We start from the raw sequence: 21,656 nt of genomic DNA, 5'->3' as shown, positions 1-21,656 counted from the left end.
CCACCCCCGAGTAGCACCTACGTATTGCGTGTAGGTGCACTCGAAAGAAGGTGGGTTTACGTTGACACGTGTGGCGTAAAGATAGCTGTCAACTTAAACTTTCTTATCTCCTCAAAAGGGCACTAAAAAAGTAAAAATCTCCTTTTTTAGTGCCCGTTAGAACTATTTCGTCCGAAATATCACCTTACTAAGCTAATCCATAAAGAATTCTTGCTCTTCTTCCTCCACAGCGTTATCTTCTGCAACCTCACCAATGTTCTCTTCATCTTCATTATCCTTAGAAAGGCTTACGCTCATACGACTAAGTTCATCCATTTCTGTACCAGCTTCTGGAGTTTGTTCTTGAACAAAACCGCTGCCATTCACTTCCATACCAATGTCTAGAAGTTTGCCTAATAAATAGACATCACGCAGTGACCAGCCAGAAATATCCGGAACTAGCGGCAGCTCATCGTCTGTTAAAAAGATAATTTTTTCTCCAGAGATTAATTGTGTGCCTGGCTCATGAGATTGACCGGTTATCTTATCGCCTTCTCCTATAACAATTACTTGAAGTTCTTTTTCAGTCAAAGTAGTCTTGATTTCTTCAAGGCTTTCACCTTGGTAGTCTTCTAACTCAATAGATTTTTGAACAGACGACACTTCATCGTCTTCAGATGGGGCAATGTCTAAATATTGAAGACTTTGTTCCATCACATTACGGAAGATCATCGATACTGGCTCGGACCCGATTTGACCAGCACCTAGTTGTGGCCTGTCGACTGCAACATAAACAATCACTTCCGGATCATCTTTTGGAGCCATCCCTATAAAGGAATAAATATTTTCACCTGACAGATAGCCACCTGATTCACTAGGAATTTGCGCAGTTCCCGTTTTACCTGCGATATCAAAACCGTCAATTGCATACGGTCTTCCCGTGCCATCTTCTTCTGTAACCACTGTCTCAAGAATACCCAGCACTTGGTTAGCCGTCTCTTCCGAAATCGGTTCCCCTGCAATAGTAGGCTCATTCTCAAAATCAATCTTTCCTGTATTCGGATTTACAATTCGATCAATAATGTATGGTTTCATCATCTTGCCATCATTTGCCACCGCTGTAGCTGCTTGGACTTGTTGGATAGGAGTAATAGCTGTCGCTTGTCCAAAAGCAGTTGTCGCTGCATCAATGGTATATTGTTCAGCAATGAGTCCTGTTGCTTCATTCGGTAAATCAATGCCTGTCGGTTCACGAAAGCCAAAGGCATCAATATAGCTATAAAGTTTTTCTGGTCCAAGTTTTTCAAGGGCAATTTTTGAAAAAGCTACGTTGGATGACCGCCTTACCCCTTCATCATAAGTAATAGTCCCCCAACCTTTTCCGCCATTATGATCATTAACTGTTTTATCTACAATTTCGATTGACCCTGACTCATACGTTTCGTCCCCGTTGTAAACACCTTCTTCAATCGCTGCAGCCAAGGTGAATATTTTCATAGTAGAACCAGGTTCGAATCGTGAGGAAATGGTGTAGTTCGTATAATTTTCAATGGATTCATATTCGTTCGGATTAAAACTAGGGCGATTTGACATGCCTAGGATTTCCCCTGTTTTTGCATTAGCAACAATCGCCATCACTCGTTCAGGATTAAAATCTTCAACCACTTGATTCATCGTCTGCTCAATAGCCATTTGAATTCGAGAATCAATGGTTAGATAGACATCATCGCCATTCTTTGGCTCTTTAATAGTCTCATCTGAATCTGGAAGTTTTCTATTTCTTCCATCTTCTTGATAAGTAATCTCACCATCAGCTTCCAGAAGATATTCATTTAAACTGCTTTCAATACCCATTCGAGCGACCGACATATCTCTCTCTGTATAACCGATAATATGAGAGGCAAAAATTTGTTTTGGATAGTAACGTCGAGGATCCTCTCTGAACAAAATCCCCTCAAGCTTTAACTCTTCTATTTCTTCCCGCTTTTCGTAGCTCATATTTTTCGACTGTGCACCTAGTTCTACCTGAACGGAGTCTCGGGATAAGAGTTCTTCGAGTCTCTCTGCATCCATCTCTAATATAGGACTTAAACTTTGAGCGGTCGCTTTTGGATCCTTTACATAGCTGTCAAATCTATCATCTAGAATCGCTATAACAGTATAAGAGGGTATTTCCTCCGCCAATACATCACCGTTATTATCATAGATAGACCCTCGTTCTCCATCAATAACATTTGTTTGCGACCATCGTTTAGCTACTAATTCCTCTAAGTCTACCCCTTGCACTTCTTTTGCAGCTTGTATGTAGACAAACCGAGAAAAGATCACCACGAATACAATAAACAAAAGAAACAAAAAGAAAACAGCTCTTTTTGTAACTTGGCTACTTTTTATTTGTTGCTGCATGAGAATCTGCCTCCCTTGTACTTTTCCAGAAGGAGCATTTAGTCATTTCCATGAATAACTTTTACACTTTGGTCATTTAATTTCATACCAAGATCATTTTGCGCAATATCAAGAATTCTTTCCGGATCAGAAAGCTCTTTTACTTGAAGTGATAATCCATCATTCACACTTTCTAATTCCGAGATGCTAGTTTGGTTCTGTTCGATGTGATGATTTGCACTGTAAATAGTTGCATAATTTGAGAGAATAAGATAGAGCGTAAACACGATAACTCCTGCTGTAATCATGTAAATAAGCTTTTCCCCTTTCGTAACCCCACCTTTAAATATGCGTTCTTTTACCGGTTTAGTAACTGTTCTTCGTTGCGGGGCAGTGGATTCATGCATTCTCTTTTCCACAAGTGGGCTCATTTTCATTCCTCCTCCTTCTTATTTTTTTCAGCAATCCTTAATTTTGCAGAGTGGGAACGGTGGTTCTCCTCCAACTCTTGCTCATTAGCTGTCACCGGTTTTCTCGTTATCAATGATAATTCTGGTTTTAAACTTTCAGGAATGACGGGCAAGCCTCTCGGAAGTTCTGGAAGACTGCTCTTATTTTTAAAAACTTGTTTACATATTCGATCTTCCAAAGAATGAAAAGTTATAACAGCAATACGTCCTCCTGGTTTCAAGAGTGAGATAGCATCTTCGAGAGCTGTTTTAAATACATTTAATTCATCATTAACGGCAATTCTGATTGCCTGAAAGGTTCTTTTAGCCGGATGGCCACCTTTTCGTCTCGCTGGAGCAGGAATTGCTTCCTTAATGACCTCAACTAATTCAAACGTGGTAGTAATAGGAGCTGTTTCCCGTCTCTTTTCAATTTTACGGGCGATATATTTCGCGAATTTTTCTTCACCATATCGGGAAAAAATTTCTTGTAGCTTTTGAAAACTCCATTCATTTACGACTGTAAAGGCAGAAAGATCTTGAGATTGATCCATTCTCATATCTAACGGAGCATCATAGCGATAACTAAATCCTCTTTCCGGTTCATCAAATTGAGGAGAGGAAACACCTAGATCGAAGACAAATCCATCCACTGCATCTATTTCTCTGCTTTCTAAAGAATTTTTAACAAACTCAAAGTTGCTATGTATGAAAGCTACTTGTGCAGAATAGTTAGACAGTCTTTCTCTCGAGTGAGCTAACGCCTTTTCATCTTGATCAAATGCAACTAGTTTCCCCTCAGGAGACAACTCTTGTAAAATCCGTTCACTATGACCTCCGCCACCTAAGGTACAATCGACATAAATACCATCAGGTTTGACATCTAGTCCTTTTACTGTCTCTTCTTTCAATACTGTTTCATGTTCAAACAAACGATCTCTCCTCCCTTCTGCATATGATTAACAAATAGCACCCTCCTATAAACCATAGGTGCTAATTTAACTTAAAAGTTGATGCAAAGCGCTTCCGCTTTTCCTTATTACAAATCAAAATCTACGATGCCTTCAGCAATTTCTGCAAACGACTCCTCAGATTCGGCAAAATATTCTTCCCAAACCTCTTTACTCCAAATTTCCACTCGGTTCGACACTCCGATAACCACACATTCCTTCTCTAAACCAGCATATTTACGAAGTGTAGAGGCAATATTTACTCTTCCTTGCTTGTCCAATTCACATTCCGCTGCTCCAGAAAAGAAAAATCTTGTAAACGCTCGGGCATCTTTTTTAGTAAAAGGTAAATTTTTAAGCTTGTCTTCTAGTATTTTCCATTCCGGTTCAGGATATACAAATAAACACTTATCCATTCCCCGTGTGACAACGAAGGTGGATCCTAATTCATCTCGGAATTTAGCAGGAACAATCATTCTGCCCTTATCATCAATGTTATGATGATGTTCTCCCATGAACATAAAGATCCACCTCCTCCCCACTTAATAACACTAACTTACCACATCCCTCCACTTTATACCACTTTCTTTTTGAAAATAAACGAAAAAAAATACTTCAGATTTCTCTGAAGTATTTTACATCGTCAAATATAAATGGTGACCTGTTTCAAGTAATTTTCGATGGTCTAACATTTCATTGAACGTATCTTTTACCAAATCTTCCCCGTATAAATTTAAAAAAGGAAAAATGTTCAAGTGTCTTTCTTGCCAATTGCCGTTTGGTCTGACCTCCACCTCTAAACACAATAATCTTTGAAGGTGAATCCTTTGCGTTGATTCGACAAAATGACTGATTTCTTTTTCATATACTTTTAATTGTTCTTTCATTTTTAGACGGAACTGGTCATGTAAAAGTAATGCACCTTTACCCAAAGGAGAAATACCTTCTTCAAGTTTATCCTCAAATTTAGCCAATCTCTTTTTTGCTTTTTTGAATACTTTCACATCATCAACAGCTTTTCCATCATTGATGATTTGCTCTCTTTCCTGCTGCGTTCCTTCAAACGTGATTTTTTTAGTATCTAGTTGATACTTTCTTATAGTTTTCTCGGACCTACGAGATAAATAGGTGATATGATACCTTGGCTTCACCAATGGCATACAACGGTCAAAGGAATGAAAAACTTGTTTTAACGTTCCCCAATACTTTAACTCACCCGGTCCAGCTATAAACGTGTGCACGGGTAACAACAGGTCTTGCATTAAAGGGCGCGTAACAACATTATTACTTAATGCTAATTTTCCTGTAGTGACTGCTTCTAACATTTCGTCTTCTGACCACTTGCGAGAGCCTTCTTTTTCCTGATAGTCCCCATCCTCTAGTCGTTCTAGAAGAAAACGCTGCTTTTCCTCATGAAAGAAAAGATGAGCGTTTTGTTGGTCAATCGTAATAGGTTCTCCAAAGTCTGCCGCTTTCATCTCTCTGGCTTGTTCGAGAAACGAAGCTCTGATAGAGTCATTCTTTCGGATCATTTCCTGAAAGTAAGGCTGCTCAATTTGTCTGATTTGAGGGTCTGCAGCATCCATTAAAACCAAACCGGTGTCCGCAAACAAACGAGACAGCAACTTTGCACACCATTCGGAATACGTGTTTCCTTGTTCAATATCTTCTAGAAGTTTTTTGTAGAGACATGCCGTATGCTCAGTTTCAGGTAAAAATTGAAACGCAACCTTAACTAGCTTCTTCGCCTCTTCTTGATCAATAATTCTTTCAGATACAGGTTGCTTTAAATCATTCCGTTCTGTTATTTTAATTTTTTTTGTTTCTTTTCCGTCTGTGAAAAATGTGTGATTCACTTCATCAATGTCATGATCCTCACCGGCAATCCAAAATATAGGAATTACAGGACTAGAAAGGCTCTCTTCCAAGTCTCTAGCTTCAATAAGAATCGACAGAATTTTGTTCACCGTGTAAATTGGCCCAGTTAATAAACCGGCTTGTTGACCGCCAACTACGACAACACTTTCTTTTTGTTTCAAGCGTTCAATTTGTGCAAATGTACGGGGATATGCATTATATTTCTTATTATACGACGTTAACGCCTGCACGAGTTCTTCTCTCTGAAAGGACATTCTCATTAATTCATCATACCTGGATCGTTGACTTTTACTGGATAAGTTGTAATCAAAAAAGGAAAGAGCATTACGGTTATTATTTAAATACTTATGTATAAAAGAGCCTGATTCATGCGTGTTAGTAATTTTCATTTCCATGACTGTGTTCAACCTTCCATTTTCAAATTGAACTAGATTAGTTTATCATTCGCGAAATTATGTAAAAAGTTCTATGATATTTATCTCTTGTGTTTGTAACAACTCCAGATGAAACCTTTCAAGTAGCGCTAAAGAAATTCTGCTTCATTATAACAGAAGATCATGCGACAACCAATGAAGAAGTCTTATGCTTTTCTTACGAGAATATTCGAAATACAAGTCCATAAATTGTAAAGATAAAATACAACGGTAAATACACGACAAACTGAAAGCGCCAAACGCTCTTAAACACCTTTTTTATTTGAATGTCATCATTATGCTTCCAATGTACAATCGTAAAAATAGTTGCAGACAGTAATAAAAATAAAAGTACGAAACTTCCAATTTCCAAGGACCATATTTCTCTACATAAAAAATAAACCGACATTATAAACAAAAATACGGTATAATCAACTGCTGTTTTAAAAGCATATTGCTTACTTTTCGTTATTTTAACTAACACAAAATATACTAAATAGAGTCCTAATATTGGAGCTGTTATAAGAGTAGCAATAAACCCAATAGCCAAGTCACCCATCTTACATCCCCTTTTCAATTTCTTTTACACGTTGATGAATTCCCCTTATCTTTTCGATAGGTATATTTTTCTTGTCACTTTGTTCTAACAAATAGCCTGTTAAAGCGTCAATTTCAGTTTTTCTATTATGTAGAATATCTATTAACATAGATGACTGGTTTTCTGCAGTTTTATGGATAACTCTCTGTACATTTTGCCATTCACTGTCTGGAAAATCCAGTAAAAATCTAGCTTCTTGAAAAACTTCATAAGCCTTCTTCTTTAATTCACTATCTAGTAATAAAATGCCATTTCTAACTTTATGAATGGCAGTCAATGGATTAACGACGACATTCACCAATAGTTTTTGTTTGATATCCACTAATATATTAGGACTCCATGTAATAGAAAAGGTACTGTCATTACTCCACAGATTAAAAAGAGGTTTTTCAGATAAACGTTCGCCACCTATTTTAATCTCTCCTTCCCCGGTATGAGACACTCTAGTTAGAGATTGACGAATAGCTCCATGTGTAACAATACCAGCTAAAATAGGATTTTGAAGTGTCTTTCTAGCCTTTTCAAGATGTCCCATCCCATTTTGTAAAAACAACAATGGTGTTTCCGGAGGAATGATTTGTCGCAAATAATCTATCAAAGAATCCACACTCGTTTGTTTGACCGTTATAATAATTAAATCCTCTTTATTTGCTTGGAATTTGCTGATGGTAACTACATCAACTTGATGACTTTCAATAAATCCGTTTTTTTCTTTCATAATACCATTTTCTTTTATCAGCCTGGTTTGTTCTTTTGTTCGTGTCACCAATTGGACAGTATGACCAAATGTCAATAGATAAGAGGTCACTAATAAGCCAATCGCACCTCCACCAATTACCGTAACTTTCATAAGAACACCTCATTTTTCGATCCTAGGCCTTATTTTATCATAAGTGTTACAAAGAAAATATAAACTGGGTAGATAACGTTTTCATTTTTGATTCATTTCAATTATAATATGAATATAGTTATCTTCTAACATTATCAAAATAAAATGGAAATGTAATTATGGAGGGGAAGCAATTGGATAAACATGAAGTGAGCAGACTAAAAGTAAATTTTAAAACCCTTGAGGAATTCGAAAATTTCAGAGAGTATGGTCAACAAGAGTTATCAATGAAAGAAGATTTAGAAGAAAATATTGTAGAAAATGATAGCGATTCTCCATTTTATGGCGTTTATTTCGGTAATAAATTAGTAGGTCGAATGAGTTTATATATGATTGATAAAAAATTCGATCAATATTTCGATCCATCGCAAGATTACTATGAGCTATGGAAATTAGAAGTTTTACCAGGCTACCAAGGAAAAGGGATTGGAAACAGTCTCGTGGATTTCGCTAAAAGCAAAGGACTCCCAGTAAAAACAAACGCTCGTCAAAGATCCGATGATTTTTGGGCAAAACAAGGTTTCGAAGCTCTGACTTACCAAACAGATCGGGATCGTGGAGAAAATCCATATGTATGGTTTCCAAAAGGAGTTTCTGAACAAATATAAAGAACCCAACAAAGCCCGAAGATTTGAATTAGTTCTTCGGGCTTTGCTATGTGTAAATTCACTGTAACGGGAGTGTCCTGCTACTACATCGGTATTCAAAGGGGTTTCGCTTTTCTTATCATTTATTTAATTTTTCTCTATGTGTGGCACGTTGCATTGCGTGAATCATCACTTGATAATCCTCTCTCACTTCCTGGTAAGCATCCCTTAACTTCGCTAGCTCTGCTGTGAGCCGCTCATTTTCAAGGTGTAACTTAGATGTCTTTTCCGTCACAGTTTGGTCTGAGTTGATTTTATTTTTTTGCCATGTCAAGAAAGAGATTATTTGATCCATCCACTCCAACTGTTCTGCGCTTGAGAGCTCTTTATGTGAAGCTATTGAGGTCAAGGAACTTTCTTGATCGGAAGGTTCTATGATCGTTGTTTGAAGTTGAGTACGTTTCAAATCTTTTCTTGTTTTTTTAGCTAACTGTATCGCTGCCACGTATTGTTTACGAATCGCAGAATTCCATCGAAAACCGCATGCGGCGGAAGTTCTAGAAAGTTTTTCAGCTACTTCTTCAAAGGCTGCAAGTTGAGTTCCACCTTCACGAATATGTCGCAACACTGTCTCAGCAAGCAATAAGTCCTCGTCTTGATTCCAAGCATCTTGTCTAATCAATACAATACCCTCCTTTCCGTGCCAATCTTTCAATTTCTTCTTATATGTATGCATATAGTAGAAAAGATAGACTTATAAGCACTAGAAATAGGTAAGGGACAAACAATGATCTTTAATTTTTTTTATTTTTGAAGGCATCAACGGCTTTTGTGCTTCACTTTCCGAAAGTCTTGCACACGCTGTTACTCCTTCATCCATAGAAGTGAAGATTGAATACCTTCTCTTGTCGGCAGAAGGGACTGGCACCAATGATATATCTTGTTTCTTTATCGATCCACCTATCAATATCCAAGGTTCTTCCATTCTCCCTCTTTATATATTTTTACAGAGAAAACAACAGAGCTTTATGATAACCAAAATTCCTCGTTAATGGACGCGTGGTAAGCGGAGCAATGCCAAGTAATTTATACATTAAGAGTGACCATCTGTTAATCCCACAGGAGTCGCTCTTTCACATTTAAACCGAAAAGTTCACAAAAAAAAGCATAAAAAAAACAGGAAGGAGTTCCTTCCTGCTTCTAATTTATTTACTTACTTGCTACATCGCGTCCTTTATAAGATCCGCATGATTTACAAACACGGTGTGAAAGTTTCATTTCACCACAATCAGGACATTCTACCATTCCCGGCACACTTAACTTGATGTGTGAACGACGTTGATTCTTCTTCGTTTTACTTGTTTTTCTAAATGGTACTGCCATGAGTCCCACCTCCTTGGAGATAATTCAAATCAAGTAAACAATTAACATTGCTTACTATTTTTTGTCAAAAAACTTTTCCAGTTCTTTTAGCCGAGGATCCACCTTAACTTTCTCCTGCCCTTTGTCATCCATCGTTGTTAGTTCCCAACCACTTCCTGATTTCGGAGCCGGCCCTTCCTCTTTGTCACTGAATACACGCAAAGGCTTCTCTAGCAAAATGCGCTCTTGTACAAAAGGTACTAGATCAATCATGTTATCCTTCAGTTGGTGAACTTCTTCATCTTCATCGAAGGTCGCCCAATCATTTAACTGAAATACTTCAGTTGCGTTCATGGTAAAAGGATACTCCACATCATTTAGTGTCCGAGCACACGGAAGTGTCATAGAACCTGCAATTTCTAATTGAAATGTGACAGAATTTCTTGTAACAGAACCATCTCCCTTTACTCGAACGGGAGTAATCTCACGAATTTCACTATCTAGTTTTTTTAATTCACTAAAGTCGACTAATTCATCTAGTTGCAATCCTTTCTCCTGAAGAGATTGCACTTGCTGTACCGACCATTTCATTCTTAATCACCTCAAGACAACAAATGTAATTATATCTTTCAAAAAAACGTTTGTCAAGATAAGATCTTTACATCATAGATTCTTTTTCTACGTACATTTCTCGTTTATACAATATCATATTTTAAAACGTAATGCGAGTAGATGAAATGAAGCTTCATCTATGGTACTTTTTAATAAGATAAACAACCATAAAAAATTTAGAAAGAAGGTGTTATTTTGAACGTACTTGGGCTCATAGTTGAATATAATCCATTTCATAACGGTCATTTATATCATCTCCAAACTTCGATAAAAAAAACAAATGCTGATTTAGTTATTGCTGTAATGAGTGGACCATTCCTTCAAAGGGGCGAACCTGCACTAGTTAGCAAATGGGCTAGAACTACAATGGCATTAAAAGCCGGGATCGATCTGGTGGTGGAACTTCCTCACGTTTATGCTACCCAAAAAGCTGAAATATTTGCCGATGGAGCCGTACGTACCCTTGATTCTCTCGGAGTCACTCATATTTGTTTTGGTAGTGAAAATGGAGATATTACTCCTTTCATCGAAGCAAATACTTGGCTTTCAAACAATGAAACCGAAGTGAACATTCGCATCAAAGAGGAATTAAAACTTGGAAAAAGTTACCCTAGATCTTTTTCAGAAGTTTATACTTCTTTGACTCAGAACAAGGACATGCTCGATTTGTCAAAACCTAATAATATCCTCGGTTTCCATTATACTCAATCCGCATCGAGATTGGCATCTTCTATAAAAATGGATACTATTCAGCGAATAAGTGCTAATTATCATGATATTTTCATTAAGGATAAAAAGATTGCCAGTGCTACCGCCATTCGTCATAAATTGTTAATTGAAAAAGCGAGTTTTGAAAGCATTTCTAATTACCTCCCTGATTACTCCTTAAAGGAATTACGTCTTCACGAAGAAATAAATGGAAAATTTCATAGTTGGGATGATTACTATCCTTACTTAAAATACAAGATCATCACAGAGGATAGCTTATCGCTAAAGGACATTTTCGAATGTGAGGAAGGACTAGAGCACCGAATTAAAAAGTGCATGATAAATAACGATTCATTTCAAGGTTTTTTAGATGCTTTGAAGACGAAGAGATACACAAGAACTAGATTACAACGTCTTTTAACCCATATCCTTTTAAATACTTCCAAAGAATTTATGAGTGAAAGCTTAGCGAATAAAGATCTTCCTTATTTACGTATACTTGGCATGTCCCCTGCCGGGCAACAGTACCTTGCACAAATAAAAAAGAAGCTGGATATTCCTATCATTACAAATGCCCGTCAATCTAAGAACGAAGTATTTTTACACGATGTTTTAGCCAGCAGAGTACATGAATTGGTTCTGCATCCTCAAGGGAAAACATTCAGAGATGAGTTTACAGCAACTCCTATTCAATACAATCCTGATAATTATTAAGTAGGCCCGCGGAAAGCGTCCGCCTAGAGCGGATCCGAGCCATTTGTTTGAAAGCATAGAAAACAATCTCTAAAAGTCAGAAACTTTTAAATCCTTTTAAGAAAGGCTGTATCAAAAAGTAGAATATACTTTTTAATACAGCCTCTTTGTACGAAATGAATATAGATATCTGCTCCTTATGATAAACCTTCCAGGTATTCCAACGCATCTGTAAACGTGTTTACGGGAACAATCTCCATGTCTGTTCCTAGTGATTCTGCCGTTTCAAGAGCTATTTCATAATTAGATCCTTCTGCACCGAATTCATTAGGAGCAAAAAACACATCCGCTTCAACATTATCAGCTGCATATATTTTTTGTTCTATTCCACCAATTCTTCCTACAGTCCCATCCTCACTTATCGTACCTGTTCCTGCTATATCAAGTCCGTGAGTAATATCTTCTTCTATTAGTTGATTATATATCTCCAAGGTAAACATCAATCCAGCAGAAGGACCGCCAATTTGATCTGCATCGATCTCAATTTCCGGTTCGTTAATTAACATCCGGTCTGTTACAGGATTAGCAATACCTATCCCCCCTCTTTCTCCTTCTGGATCTAATTCTTCCGGAAATTGATTGACCGTTAAATTAACAACTTCTGTCTCATCTTCGCGTTCAATTGTTATGTCTACATCCTCACCAATTTCAAGTTCTCCGAGTATATCGAACAGTGTCTCTACTTCCAACACTTCTTCACCTTCGATTGCAATGATACGATCCCCAATTTCAAGTTTTCCATCAGCATCCATGTTAGGAATGATCGATGAAACTAAAACCCCGTAATTCTCAAAATAGGCTTCCTTACCAGCCTGTTCATATGCTACTAGTACAGCAAGTTCCTGAGACCCTGTCATCATCATAATTTGACGGTGCTGATATTGGTCATCGGTTTCCCCTTCAGGTCTCACTTGATCTTCTGGGATCAGCTCACGGCGGTCACTTAACAATGACCATATATAGTTTACAGTATTGGCCTGTCCCATTCGAATCGTTGTAAGCATAAAAGTTCCCTCATAGTCATTCGCGTCCTCTACCTCAATGACATCACTCAAAACTTTTGCTTCTCCGGGCACTGTAAAATAGTATGGAAGCTGTACAAAATTAACAACTATCAGTATTGCAAATAATATCCCCCATTTTATGAATGATTTATTTGAACTCTTTGTTGATTCCTTCATCTTCGTTCCCCTTTCATGACATTTCAGCTTTCCACTTGTCATTTAGCTAGTCTTTCTTTTGGGTTATTTTTTAAGCGCTTATTGCTTTAAACAGATAGGTTCACGATACCACTTAAAGTTGCTACAGGCGTATGCATTCCACGAACAACGATTGGAAAATCGCTCTAGGGATCTTCATTTGCTCCTGAAGTTAACGATGAAGATATAGCTTACCGACTGTAGTCGTAATCTTTCGCTGGTTCAAGCTATCTTTATTACTTTTTAATATATGATCAGTGGTCTAAAAATAGTTATCTTAGTATAAACATAAATGGACAAGGATTTAAGTAAAACATTTCGAAATGAATAAAGTTGATTTCCTTATGTTCTAATCGGAGGAACATGCTAAATGACATCTAGCTCACTTCATAAAAAGGAGAAATTCCATGAGTAAACTCCCTTTTATTCAAACAATGATTTATGGATTTTGTACTACTATATTAGCGTTATGTTTTATTATTTTTCCTAAGTATGCATTTGAGGCATCTGTTAACGGTATGACAGTTTGGTGGGAAGTTGTCTTTCCGTCTCTGTTGCCTTTTTTCATCTTATCTGAGTTTCTTATTCGATTTGGTGTCGTCTCTTTTGCAGGAACTCTGCTTGAACCGTTAATGCGCCCCTTATTTAAAGTACCGGGTTCTGGCGGTGTCGTCTGGGCAATGGGCCTAGCTTCAGGATTTCCAGCAGGAGCAAAATTAACCACTCGATTATGGCAAGAAGGTCATCTGACAAACATTGAAGGTGAAAGACTGGTATCCTTTACAAATGCTTCAAATCCTTTATTTATTTTTGGAGCAGTAGCCGTAGGTTTTTTTGCCAATCCTGAACTTGGTCTTCTCTTAGCTGTTTCTCATTATGCCGGAAATCTGGGTGTAGGTATCATTATGAGATTCCATGGTTATAAGACGGACAAAACACATCGCCGTCATAGTGAAGCCTTCTCATTAAAAAAAGCAATCAAAAACATGCATAAAGACAGACTGAAAAACCAAATTCCTCTTGGAAAAATGATGGGCGAGGCGATTAATTCCTCGATTCAAACTCTCTTAATGATCGGTGGATTTATGATTTTCTTCGCAGTCTTAAATCAGATGCTTGAAATTATCAACGTTTCGATGGTCATCAGCATGATCATTTCTATTATACTCGGTTGGTTTCAGATGCCCAAAGAATTAAGCCCCGGCATTATAGCAGGTTTATTCGAGATAACCATTGGAAGTCAACGAATTAGCAGCGTACAAGACGCTTCTCTTCTTCAACAAGCTGTCGTGGTCAGTTTCATTTTGGCGTTTAATGGATTTAGTGTACAAGCTCAAGTTGCAAGTATTATAGCGGAAACAGACATACGGTTTACACCGTTTTTTATAGCAAGATGCATACACGGAACTCTATCAGCCATATTTGCGTATTTTCTGTTTCATTACTTATACACGAATCGATCTATTCCTTCTAGTGATTTTGGTCCATCCTTACCTACTTTTTTTGAATCGGTTTCTTCGTTTTTCCTGGAAACTTATGAAATAATTAGTCTTTTCGGAAGTACTTTTACGCTTCTATGCCTTTTGATATGGTTCTGGATGTTGTTTTTAACTGCACAAGAGCGTTAAACTATGAAGACTATAAGCCTTAAGAACTCAGCCTATATCGTATGGGTACCTATGTATAATGGAGTAGTACTTTTATAATCACTTTGCGAATTTTTTCTTTAAGGCAACTTCAACATTATTTGGCACTAAATCATCTAAAGGAGCATGATATTTTGCAACTTCTTTTACAATACTTGAGCTTAAATAAGAATATTGATTGTTTGTCATCATAAAAATCGTCTCAATCGAATCATCTAATTTTCTATTGATAGCTGCCATTTGCAGTTCATATTCAAAATCAGAAACAGCACGTAAACCCTTGATAATTGAAGTTGCCTTTTTGTTTTTAACATAGTCGATTAACAACCCATCAAAGCTGTCCACTTCAACGTTTGGAAGGTGTTTTGTTGCCGTCTGTAGAAGTTCAATACGTTCTTCAACAGAAAAAAGAGGTTGCTTATGTTGATTGTTCAAAACCGATACAATAATGTGATCAAAAACCTTCGCACCTCTACTAATAATATCTATATGACCTAAAGTAACAGGATCAAAACTTCCTGGAACAACTGCGATTCCACTCATTCATACTTCCTCCTTTGAAATGTTTTGAAAGATAGTTATATTAGTGTCACCATATTTTTCATCTTTTACTTTTTTAAAAGAGACAAGATTTTCTTCCATTACCACTTGAACTGAATGTTCGATAACAATGAAGCCATTCACTTGAACAAGATTATTTGTATCAATAAACGCTAAATCCATATGTAATTGCTCTTTTGCATAGGGAGGGTCTAAAAATATAAAATCAAATTTTCTATTATTTTTATGAATTGCTTTAAGTGCCCTTTTCGCCTCAGCCCTGAAGACCTCGGACTCTTTTTCGGCTTTAGCCTGTTCAATATTACGATATATTGTTTCGATTGCTTTTTTATCTCGATCAACGAAAATAGCTTTCTCCATACCTCGGCTAAGCGATTCTAATCCTATGGCTCCACTGCCAGCATATAAATCCAACATGATTCCCCCGTCAAAGTAAGGACCTATCATATTAAAAATAGATTCTTTTACCTTATCTGAAGTAGGCCGTGTAGATTGTCCAGGTACACTTTTCAGCTTTAATCCTTTCCGGTTACCACTTATTACACGCATTATATTCTCACCCTGCCTTAGAAAAGTCATTATGTTTTAGCTATATTACCACAATTTTCTTTATCATTAAATAAAGTTGTATGCTTTGAAATAATTTAGATGTATAATCCAATTTTTTCCGTCCATAATAATAATAGTAGCATGAAAGACGATGTTACTGATAACCGCGGAGAAGACTTGTTATTCCCCACGAGCTCTTCCTCCGGTTTCTCCTCTCCCCTTGCCTTAACAAGTGAAAATCGGTTTAAGGCAGCCTGTAGGTATTACTTACAGGCTTTTTTTATTTGTCTACATATAAATAAAAGTCTTCAGTTTACCTGAAGACTAAATACCCATTTTATAATCGTCTTTTTTCTCCTTATCAGGAACAGAGTTTTGGTACTCTGTTTTAATCCAAGGGCGCATAGACTTTGAAACACTTTTTACAAAATGAAACGACTCTAATTTGGCGATATTCTCATCAGCACGGTCTTCATCACAATAAAGAATAACATACTTCATTTTCTTGGATACGTAATGGATATTACCAAAGCGTTTTAATTGCTTTACTTGTTTTAACGATTGTACCCAAATGGCTAATCCAACACGACCAGTTACCATAAAAACTTCCCCTTTTCATTAAGAAAAACGCGTAGCGTCTTTTATTAATTACAGTGTTATCTTTCGCCACCATCATTTAAGTGTCAAGGGTGGGTTTCCCTTGACACGCGTGGCGTAAAGATACCTGTCAACTTATACATTCTTATCCTCTAAATGGCGTTCAAAAGGCAAGATTTAACCTTTTTAACAGTGTTTAGTCGCAGAACCAAACGTTTATAATATCCTAAACGCAAAAAATACGTCTTAAAATAGTCTCTCTTCTTTTAACCGCATCCGCAACTTCCACCGGAACCGCAGCCACCGCTGCAGCTGCTTGCTTGATCAAAGAACGGATTCCCTGTTGGCACTTTGATTTGCGGAGAGACCGCTAGAGCAATAATTTGACTCACTTCATTCAAAAGATTCTCTAACTCTTTCTCAGCATTTTTATATTCAGCAATCAAAGGGTGTGTATCGAGTTCGCGTTTATACTCTCGCACCTCTTTGGTGATTTTTTTAAAATCCGGGTGATATTTCCCGAATCGCTGCACCTCGTCATAGCTCTCTTTCAAGCTGCGAAAGTGTCGAAGCATCGTTTGTGCTTCTTTATTTGATTGCACTTGTTGCTTTAAATCAACATAGTCATTAAATGTGTCGGACTCTAAGATTATTTCACTAAATTGATGAGACTCTTGGAGTATATTGATATCTGTCATTGTTGTCACCATTTTAAACACCTCCGCCTATTTATTATAACATGAATAGGCGGCACGATGAAACAAGTCCATGTATTATTCGAGATTATTCATATTTAATAGAACGATAAATAGTACTTAGAAAACTCAATCACACAGGTTAAACATTCTCATTTCCTTGCCTCATCATATCTAACATCATCATGACTAAATTCATGTTGCTTTGCAGTTTATCTATTCTTTGTGGAAAAGTCTTACCATAGTAACTGTTAGATTCGGAGATCATTTTATTATATGCATCGGGATCTCTACCTAGATTTCGATACCAATTTGGATGAGCTCTTAAATAGTAATGTGTTTCTGGATTAGCCTTAATTCTTTCATACACATTCCTTCTCATGACCAACCTCCTCAAAATGAAGTTAAATTAGTCTTCACGAAAACCAAAAAATGAAGACGGTCTTTCAGGTGGCGGCGGAGTTTGTGTTTGACTAGGTTGTTGCTGTTTGAATTGACCAATTAACTCCTGGACGGAACCAATAACAGTTGTAAATTGTCCTAAATGGTGCTGTAAGTCATTTAAATTCATTTTTTTAAGCATATTTAACACATCGATATCTTTCGTACTATCACTCTTATTCTTTTCCTCACTTTTTTCTTCAGAGTCTTCGTTTTCCGACGTCTCCAAATAGGAATCCCATATATCATCTTCTTCACCAAACAATTTCCACTCTTCAAATAAATCTTGCAAAGTCTTTGATTCATTCTTAACATCCCTTAACACGTGAGGATTGTTTCGAACAAAACTTTTGAACTGTTTAATTTCAGGGTGTAAAGATTTACTCATGATACTCACCTCTCCTTCACAAGATAGCTATACTACATCATAATTATTTTGTGAAGGAGGCGTGCGCCCATTTTTACCTGGGTGTAAGGAAATTTTGTGTATAGTAGTCGCGATACACACCCACTCCTAGGTGGGTAAAGTCATCTTTTAACAGATTGACTCGATGACCTTCACTATTCAACCAGCCCTCTACTGCTTCAATTCCATCTACATAATGGGCAGCAATGTTTTCTCCAGCCAATTTGTAATTGATTTCCCCTTCTTCCAACCTGTCACTTAATTCTCCTTGAGAAGGCGAAGTGTGGGAGAAGTACTTTTCATCATGCATATCTTTACTATGCAAATACGCCACCTCTGAAGTTTGTTCATGACCTTCCAGCGTCGATAATCCGTGTTTCTCTCGTATACCATTGGTAAGTTCGAGAATTTGTAATTCTTGCCCACTTACCCATTCCTCCTGATTAACCTTTCCCCAATCAACAGCCTCAGCGATTTCTCCACTATAAGTCATCGAATAGGCACGGTGCTTGATTAGCGATTCTTCATTGATATAACGAACAGAAGATAAATCCTCGTTAAACGTGTCGAAGTAGAGTTGTGCCCATATACCATCTTTGATTTTTACAAGTGGGCGCCCTAAAAGTTCTTGCTCGGTCAATTCAAAAGTAACTGTCTTTAGCCCGCTGTTTAATACTGTTTGACTTTTTTCAAAAGAATAAACGGAACTAATTGTTTCATAATTCCCCCCTATTGCAATTCCATCGAGTATTACATCCTCACTGTTCGTATAAGTAGTCACAACCTTGTTATCGTGTACTCCAATCATTTTAAATGGCCCACTTGAAGTATATACAAGCCACTTATATCCAAATGGAGTTTCATCAATTCTGTCTGGGTCCCCAAGTATGTTATAAACATTCTCTGCATCTCGACCTATCCACTCGTGTAAAAAGAAGTCTTCAAGATTGTCAGCTGTTTCGTTTTCCGATTCGTGATTGGTCTCATTTTGTACTTGAACTTCCTGATTATTCTCTGAGTTACTATCACTTTCTAATTCAATTTCTTGATTATTATCTTCAAAATTTTCTGGTTCAATGCTTTCTAACCACTCAGAACCTAGAAAATATAAAAGAGCTATTGTAAGTAAAAATGCCAGAATTGCTTTCAAAAAAATTCTCCTTTCCTAATTATATATAAACAAATTATTTTAAGAGTAATCCAAGGAAATATAAATAATTATATCATCTATTGAACAGGATGGTATTGAAATTCACTGCAGGCAGATGGTTTCCGCGACCAACACTTCAGACGCCTCTAGAAATTCTACAGAAAAAGTGCAAAAGAAAAAGGTTTCTCTTTTAATAACAAGAGAAACCTTTTACTTATGATAACTTTAATGATGGTACTGCGGTAGTTCAGATATTTCTGATAAGGCTATGGCCGCTTCGTGTTCTGTAGATTGATGTACTGCTAAATCTCCTAAAGAGACAATTCCGATTAACTTATCACCGTCAACAATAGGTAGGCGTCTAATTTGATGCTCAGCCATTAACTTTGCAGCCTCTGTTACATCCATGGAACTCTGAGCAGTAAAAATATCATCACTCATTACTTCTTGAGCTTGAGAAGTGTTAGGTAATTTCTCAGCAACCCCTCTTATCACGATGTCTCGGTCAGTGATCATACCCATCAGTTTACCATCAACACAAATTGGAATAGCACCAACATGGTCATTTTTCATTTTAACTGCTACGTCATAAATGTTGTCGGCTGGGGAACAAGCATCAACCTCTTCTGTCATAATATCCTTCAATGTAGTCATTAAATTTCCTCCTTTCAAGATTCACACACCTAGGTTGTCCATAAATTAAAGATTTATTTTTATTTTTAATGATGACATCGTTGCAACAGAATCGATTTCATAATATTATTAAGGAAGAGTGATGTTTTACTGATACTAAGGAGGCTACAACAGATGAAATTTCATGACACTGGACTAGATGGTTTAACAGTTGAATATCAAGTAATAGAAGAAGCTATGGAGGCAGCAGGTTTTCACAATCAATACGATTATGAACGAATTACATTCGATTACAAAATAATTGACCAAGTTCACGACGACGTTTATTATTTTCGAATTCCTGCACACGTTACGCAAGGAGAAATCCCTTTACCTCATAGTTTAGTGGAAATTATGGTACCTTATGTAGGGAAACACTATTATCCTCACGGCGTAGAGTATGATGAAAAGTTCCCTAAAAAAGTTGTAGACAAATGTAATAAAAAAATCGAAGTTGTCTTGGCCAAATTAAAAGCAGAAGCACTTTAGATTGTAAACTACATATAACTACATTCGTTTATTCAAATTGCTTTCGATTCAGATTAGTGAGACCTATTTTCATAGGTCTTACACACATGTCTCGAAGGCTTTTTTCAAATTGAGACGTCTTATCTTCTCAATATAAACATAATTTTGAGGATTTTCACAAGCCTTTTAAGTGAGTCAGCCATGACTCTATGGTACGATATAACTATATTTATTGAATAAGATTAATTTTTCTACTCTATCTTACTTATTTCATTGTTTTTCTTATATAATAATAGATAGGTGTTTATTTATATATACATTTAGCATTATCAAGAAAGGGGCATTACTTTGACACCACAATCAAAGAAAAAATATATTTATTTAATAATTGGCATCATTGTCGTTGCCCTGTTTACATATTTCGTGTTACCTGTTTCACTACCTATCATACTTGCATTAATAACTGCTTTATTTCTTTCTCCACCAGTAAAATTACTGATAAATAAAGCAAAGTTATCAAGGAGTATTTCAGTCTTTATTATATTTATAGCCTTCTTAATGATTATTGTGGTAATTGGTTACTTTACATTTACGAGAGCACTTACACAGTTAAACCAATTCGTAGAGAATCTACCTATGATGATCAACGAAATAAACATTGTATGGATGTCTGTTCTTGAAAATTTAAGGGTACAATTCGACCAATACTCTCCTGACATTGTTAATGACATTGATGCAGCAGTCACGACACAGTTACTTCATTTGCGGAATACTTTACAAGATGTGAATATCATCGGACATGCAACGAATATTTTAGTGAAAATACCATCTTATCTTGTTTCATTTCTTGTTTATTTGATCTCTTTATATTTATTTTTACTAGATCTTCCAAGATTAAAAACAAAAGTATTCGGCTATATGTCTGAAGATACTGCAGAAAAAGTACGTTTTATGTCATCAAGGTTATCCTATGTTGTATTTGGATTCTTTAAAGCACAATTTCTTGTCAGTATTATTATTTTTATAGTGACCCTTATAGGATTACTCTTTATTGCACCAGAAGTCGCATTAGTAATGTCTATCTTCATTTGGGCGGTTGATTTCGTTCCACTTATCGGATCTATAGCAGTTCTGGCGCCATGGGCAGGATATTATCTTATTGCAGGGAATACCGCAGTTGCAGTTCAATTATTGATCCTAGCCGCTGTACTGCTAACTATTAGAAGAACGGTAGAACCTAAAGTAATGGGCCACCACATAGGTTTATCGCCACTTGCAACGCTTATCTCCTTGTACATAGGGTTAATGTTATTTGGTGCTGTTGGTTTTATACTAGGACCACTTGCTGTCATCTTCTTCACAAGTGCAAAAGAAGCTGGAATTATTAAAATGAATTTTAAAGTATGAATATGAAAAACGCAAAAAGTCTCTTATTTAAATTAGAAGCAGTTGCCTAATTAACACTGGATTTTAAAAAGCTCGATTTAGTGAAGGCTGCGATTTCTGCTTGATTAACAACGACTGAAGGCTCCGCAGGGCCGAGCCTTACTTCACGAGGAGGCTGACAGTCGTTCCCCGCGAAAAGCAGCCTCCTCGAGCGGATTGATCACCGCTGTTCCCTGGGAAACAACAAACTCTAAAAATATCACATTCCCTTAAGAAAACATTGTCTGAATTACACTTTCTACTTTCCAATAAAAGACCTAGCT

25 protein-coding genes are annotated in these 21,656 nt (G+C 36.8%); 5 read left to right on the top strand and 20 right to left on the bottom strand.

Annotated features, from left to right (window positions below; translation table 11 throughout):
* Window positions 1–192 precede the first annotated feature (192 nt).
* The 7 genes from ACHABW_RS00125 to ACHABW_RS00095 form a co-directional block, all read right to left on the bottom strand.
* Entirely contained in the window at window positions 193–2,385 is a 2,193-nt protein-coding gene (locus tag ACHABW_RS00125; protein ID WP_435753549.1) for a penicillin-binding protein, read from the bottom strand.
* 38 nt (window positions 2,386–2,423) lie between these two features.
* Entirely contained in the window at window positions 2,424–2,795 is a 372-nt protein-coding gene (ftsL, locus tag ACHABW_RS00120; protein WP_223292284.1) for a cell division protein FtsL, read from the bottom strand.
* Window positions 2,796–2,797: 2 nt separating this feature from the next.
* Window positions 2,798–3,745: a 16S rRNA (cytosine(1402)-N(4))-methyltransferase RsmH gene (gene rsmH, locus ACHABW_RS00115; RefSeq protein ID WP_110936459.1), complete on the bottom strand. Its 948-nt coding sequence runs from the start codon at window positions 3,743–3,745 to the stop codon at window positions 2,798–2,800.
* A 107-nt stretch (window positions 3,746–3,852) separates the two neighbouring features.
* A complete protein-coding gene (mraZ, locus tag ACHABW_RS00110) occupies window positions 3,853–4,284 on the bottom strand; it encodes a division/cell wall cluster transcriptional repressor MraZ (protein WP_110936460.1) in 432 nt (143 codons plus the stop codon).
* Window positions 4,285–4,398: 114 nt separating this feature from the next.
* Window positions 4,399–6,036 carry a bacillithiol biosynthesis cysteine-adding enzyme BshC gene (gene bshC / locus ACHABW_RS00105; protein WP_435753548.1) on the bottom strand — a complete coding sequence of 546 codons (1,638 nt, stop codon included), beginning with the start codon at window positions 6,034–6,036 and terminating at the stop codon, window positions 4,399–4,401.
* Window positions 6,037–6,232: 196 nt separating this feature from the next.
* On the bottom strand, window positions 6,233–6,613 hold the full coding sequence (locus ACHABW_RS00100; protein WP_435753547.1) for a DUF3397 domain-containing protein: 381 nt from the start codon (window positions 6,611–6,613) through the stop codon (window positions 6,233–6,235).
* 1 nt (window position 6,614) lies between these two features.
* A complete protein-coding gene (locus ACHABW_RS00095; protein ID WP_435753546.1) occupies window positions 6,615–7,502 on the bottom strand; it encodes a 2-dehydropantoate 2-reductase in 888 nt (295 codons plus the stop codon).
* 173 nt (window positions 7,503–7,675) lie between these two features.
* Here ACHABW_RS00095 and ACHABW_RS00090 point away from each other — a divergent pair, with 173 nt between their 5' ends.
* A complete protein-coding gene (locus ACHABW_RS00090; RefSeq protein WP_183040902.1) occupies window positions 7,676–8,149 on the top strand; it encodes an N-acetyltransferase in 474 nt (157 codons plus the stop codon).
* A gap of 118 nt (window positions 8,150–8,267) precedes the next feature.
* On the opposite strand, the gene ACHABW_RS00085 is transcribed toward ACHABW_RS00090, so the two are convergent.
* The 4 genes from ACHABW_RS00085 to ACHABW_RS00070 all read right to left on the bottom strand — a co-directional run bounded on the left by ACHABW_RS00085 (window position 8,268) and on the right by ACHABW_RS00070 (window position 10,081).
* Window positions 8,268–8,816 carry an RsfA family transcriptional regulator gene (locus tag ACHABW_RS00085; RefSeq protein WP_435753777.1) on the bottom strand — a complete coding sequence of 183 codons (549 nt, stop codon included), beginning with the start codon at window positions 8,814–8,816 and terminating at the stop codon, window positions 8,268–8,270.
* 75 nt (window positions 8,817–8,891) lie between these two features.
* Window positions 8,892–9,113, bottom strand: coding sequence for a hypothetical protein (locus tag ACHABW_RS00080; RefSeq protein ID WP_435753545.1), 222 nt, complete (start codon window positions 9,111–9,113; stop codon window positions 8,892–8,894).
* 224 nt (window positions 9,114–9,337) lie between these two features.
* On the bottom strand, window positions 9,338–9,511 hold the full coding sequence (gene rpmF, locus ACHABW_RS00075; RefSeq protein WP_110936465.1) for a 50S ribosomal protein L32: 174 nt from the start codon (window positions 9,509–9,511) through the stop codon (window positions 9,338–9,340).
* Between the two features lie 54 nt (window positions 9,512–9,565).
* Window positions 9,566–10,081, bottom strand: a complete 516-nt coding sequence (locus ACHABW_RS00070; RefSeq protein ID WP_110936466.1) for a YceD family protein — start codon at window positions 10,079–10,081, stop codon at window positions 9,566–9,568.
* A gap of 216 nt (window positions 10,082–10,297) precedes the next feature.
* Between ACHABW_RS00070 and ACHABW_RS00065 the strand changes: the two genes are divergently transcribed.
* A complete protein-coding gene (locus ACHABW_RS00065; protein WP_435753544.1) occupies window positions 10,298–11,524 on the top strand; it encodes a nucleotidyltransferase in 1,227 nt (408 codons plus the stop codon).
* Window positions 11,525–11,700: 176 nt separating this feature from the next.
* Here the strand turns inward: ACHABW_RS00065 and ACHABW_RS00060 are convergent, their stop codons facing one another.
* On the bottom strand, window positions 11,701–12,744 hold the full coding sequence (locus ACHABW_RS00060) for a SepM family pheromone-processing serine protease (RefSeq protein WP_110936468.1): 1,044 nt from the start codon (window positions 12,742–12,744) through the stop codon (window positions 11,701–11,703).
* 425 nt (window positions 12,745–13,169) lie between these two features.
* Here ACHABW_RS00060 and ylbJ point away from each other — a divergent pair, with 425 nt between their 5' ends.
* On the top strand, window positions 13,170–14,390 hold the full coding sequence (gene ylbJ / locus ACHABW_RS00055; RefSeq protein ID WP_435753543.1) for a sporulation integral membrane protein YlbJ: 1,221 nt from the start codon (window positions 13,170–13,172) through the stop codon (window positions 14,388–14,390).
* A 78-nt stretch (window positions 14,391–14,468) separates the two neighbouring features.
* Here ylbJ and coaD read toward each other — a convergent pair whose 3' ends face one another.
* The 8 genes from coaD to ACHABW_RS00015 all read right to left on the bottom strand — a co-directional run bounded on the left by coaD (window position 14,469) and on the right by ACHABW_RS00015 (window position 19,461).
* On the bottom strand, window positions 14,469–14,951 hold the full coding sequence (gene coaD, locus ACHABW_RS00050) for a pantetheine-phosphate adenylyltransferase (protein WP_435753542.1): 483 nt from the start codon (window positions 14,949–14,951) through the stop codon (window positions 14,469–14,471).
* On the bottom strand, window positions 14,952–15,548 hold the full coding sequence (gene rsmD / locus ACHABW_RS00045) for a 16S rRNA (guanine(966)-N(2))-methyltransferase RsmD (protein ID WP_435753541.1): 597 nt from the start codon (window positions 15,546–15,548) through the stop codon (window positions 14,952–14,954). It lies immediately after the preceding gene.
* Window positions 15,549–15,842: 294 nt separating this feature from the next.
* Window positions 15,843–16,118 (bottom strand): YlbG family protein, encoded by a 276-nt coding sequence (locus ACHABW_RS00040; protein ID WP_110936472.1) that lies wholly within the window; start codon window positions 16,116–16,118, stop codon window positions 15,843–15,845.
* 263 nt (window positions 16,119–16,381) lie between these two features.
* Window positions 16,382–16,825, bottom strand: coding sequence for a YlbF family regulator (locus ACHABW_RS00035; protein WP_110936473.1), 444 nt, complete (start codon window positions 16,823–16,825; stop codon window positions 16,382–16,384).
* 127 nt (window positions 16,826–16,952) lie between these two features.
* Window positions 16,953–17,192 (bottom strand): YlbE-like family protein, encoded by a 240-nt coding sequence (locus ACHABW_RS00030; RefSeq protein WP_110936474.1) that lies wholly within the window; start codon window positions 17,190–17,192, stop codon window positions 16,953–16,955.
* A 27-nt stretch (window positions 17,193–17,219) separates the two neighbouring features.
* Window positions 17,220–17,639 (bottom strand): spore coat protein YlbD, encoded by a 420-nt coding sequence (gene ylbD, locus ACHABW_RS00025; RefSeq protein ID WP_435753540.1) that lies wholly within the window; start codon window positions 17,637–17,639, stop codon window positions 17,220–17,222.
* A gap of 73 nt (window positions 17,640–17,712) precedes the next feature.
* Window positions 17,713–18,807: a CAP domain-containing protein gene (locus tag ACHABW_RS00020; protein ID WP_435753539.1), complete on the bottom strand. Its 1,095-nt coding sequence runs from the start codon at window positions 18,805–18,807 to the stop codon at window positions 17,713–17,715.
* Window positions 18,808–19,032: 225 nt separating this feature from the next.
* Window positions 19,033–19,461 (bottom strand): CBS domain-containing protein, encoded by a 429-nt coding sequence (locus tag ACHABW_RS00015; protein WP_435753538.1) that lies wholly within the window; start codon window positions 19,459–19,461, stop codon window positions 19,033–19,035.
* A 153-nt stretch (window positions 19,462–19,614) separates the two neighbouring features.
* Here ACHABW_RS00015 and ACHABW_RS00010 point away from each other — a divergent pair, with 153 nt between their 5' ends.
* Window positions 19,615–19,968, top strand: coding sequence for a YugN family protein (locus ACHABW_RS00010; RefSeq protein ID WP_110936478.1), 354 nt, complete (start codon window positions 19,615–19,617; stop codon window positions 19,966–19,968).
* A 327-nt stretch (window positions 19,969–20,295) separates the two neighbouring features.
* Window positions 20,296–21,354: a sporulation integral membrane protein YtvI gene (ytvI, locus tag ACHABW_RS00005; RefSeq protein ID WP_435753537.1), complete on the top strand. Its 1,059-nt coding sequence runs from the start codon at window positions 20,296–20,298 to the stop codon at window positions 21,352–21,354.
* Window positions 21,355–21,656 lie beyond the last annotated feature (302 nt).

The organism is Salipaludibacillus sp. CF4.18 (assembly GCF_051262595.1).
Classification (GTDB): domain Bacteria; phylum Bacillota; class Bacilli; order Bacillales; family Salisediminibacteriaceae; genus Salipaludibacillus; species Salipaludibacillus neizhouensis.
The sequence above is the reverse complement of the archived record's forward strand: the minus strand, read 5'-3'. Positions and strand labels throughout refer to the sequence as shown.

Coding starts and splice junctions, on each gene's coding strand:
- ACHABW_RS00125 (WP_435753549.1), bottom strand. CDS start 2,385: ATGCAGCAACAAATAAAAAGTAGCCAAGTTACAAAAAGAGCTGTTTTC.
- ftsL (WP_223292284.1), bottom strand. CDS start 2,795: ATGAGCCCACTTGTGGAAAAGAGAATGCATGAATCCACTGCCCCGCAA.
- mraZ (WP_110936460.1), bottom strand. CDS start 4,284: ATGTTCATGGGAGAACATCATCATAACATTGATGATAAGGGCAGAATG.
- bshC (WP_435753548.1), bottom strand. CDS start 6,036: ATGGAAATGAAAATTACTAACACGCATGAATCAGGCTCTTTTATACAT.
- ACHABW_RS00100 (WP_435753547.1), bottom strand. CDS start 6,613: ATGGGTGACTTGGCTATTGGGTTTATTGCTACTCTTATAACAGCTCCA.
- ACHABW_RS00095 (WP_435753546.1), bottom strand. CDS start 7,502: ATGAAAGTTACGGTAATTGGTGGAGGTGCGATTGGCTTATTAGTGACC.
- ACHABW_RS00080 (WP_435753545.1), bottom strand. CDS start 9,113: ATGGAAGAACCTTGGATATTGATAGGTGGATCGATAAAGAAACAAGAT.
- rpmF (WP_110936465.1), bottom strand. CDS start 9,511: ATGGCAGTACCATTTAGAAAAACAAGTAAAACGAAGAAGAATCAACGT.
- ACHABW_RS00070 (WP_110936466.1), bottom strand. CDS start 10,081: ATGAAATGGTCGGTACAGCAAGTGCAATCTCTTCAGGAGAAAGGATTG.
- ACHABW_RS00060 (WP_110936468.1), bottom strand. CDS start 12,744: ATGAAGGAATCAACAAAGAGTTCAAATAAATCATTCATAAAATGGGGG.
- ylbJ (WP_435753543.1), top strand. CDS start 13,170: ATGAGTAAACTCCCTTTTATTCAAACAATGATTTATGGATTTTGTACT.
- coaD (WP_435753542.1), bottom strand. CDS start 14,951: ATGAGTGGAATCGCAGTTGTTCCAGGAAGTTTTGATCCTGTTACTTTA.
- rsmD (WP_435753541.1), bottom strand. CDS start 15,548: ATGACTTTTCTAAGGCAGGGTGAGAATATAATGCGTGTAATAAGTGGT.
- ACHABW_RS00040 (WP_110936472.1), bottom strand. CDS start 16,118: ATGGTAACTGGTCGTGTTGGATTAGCCATTTGGGTACAATCGTTAAAA.
- ACHABW_RS00035 (WP_110936473.1), bottom strand. CDS start 16,825: ATGGTGACAACAATGACAGATATCAATATACTCCAAGAGTCTCATCAA.
- ACHABW_RS00030 (WP_110936474.1), bottom strand. CDS start 17,192: ATGAGAAGGAATGTGTATGAAAGAATTAAGGCTAATCCAGAAACACAT.
- ylbD (WP_435753540.1), bottom strand. CDS start 17,639: ATGAGTAAATCTTTACACCCTGAAATTAAACAGTTCAAAAGTTTTGTT.
- ACHABW_RS00015 (WP_435753538.1), bottom strand. CDS start 19,461: ATGACTACATTGAAGGATATTATGACAGAAGAGGTTGATGCTTGTTCC.
- ACHABW_RS00010 (WP_110936478.1), top strand. CDS start 19,615: ATGAAATTTCATGACACTGGACTAGATGGTTTAACAGTTGAATATCAA.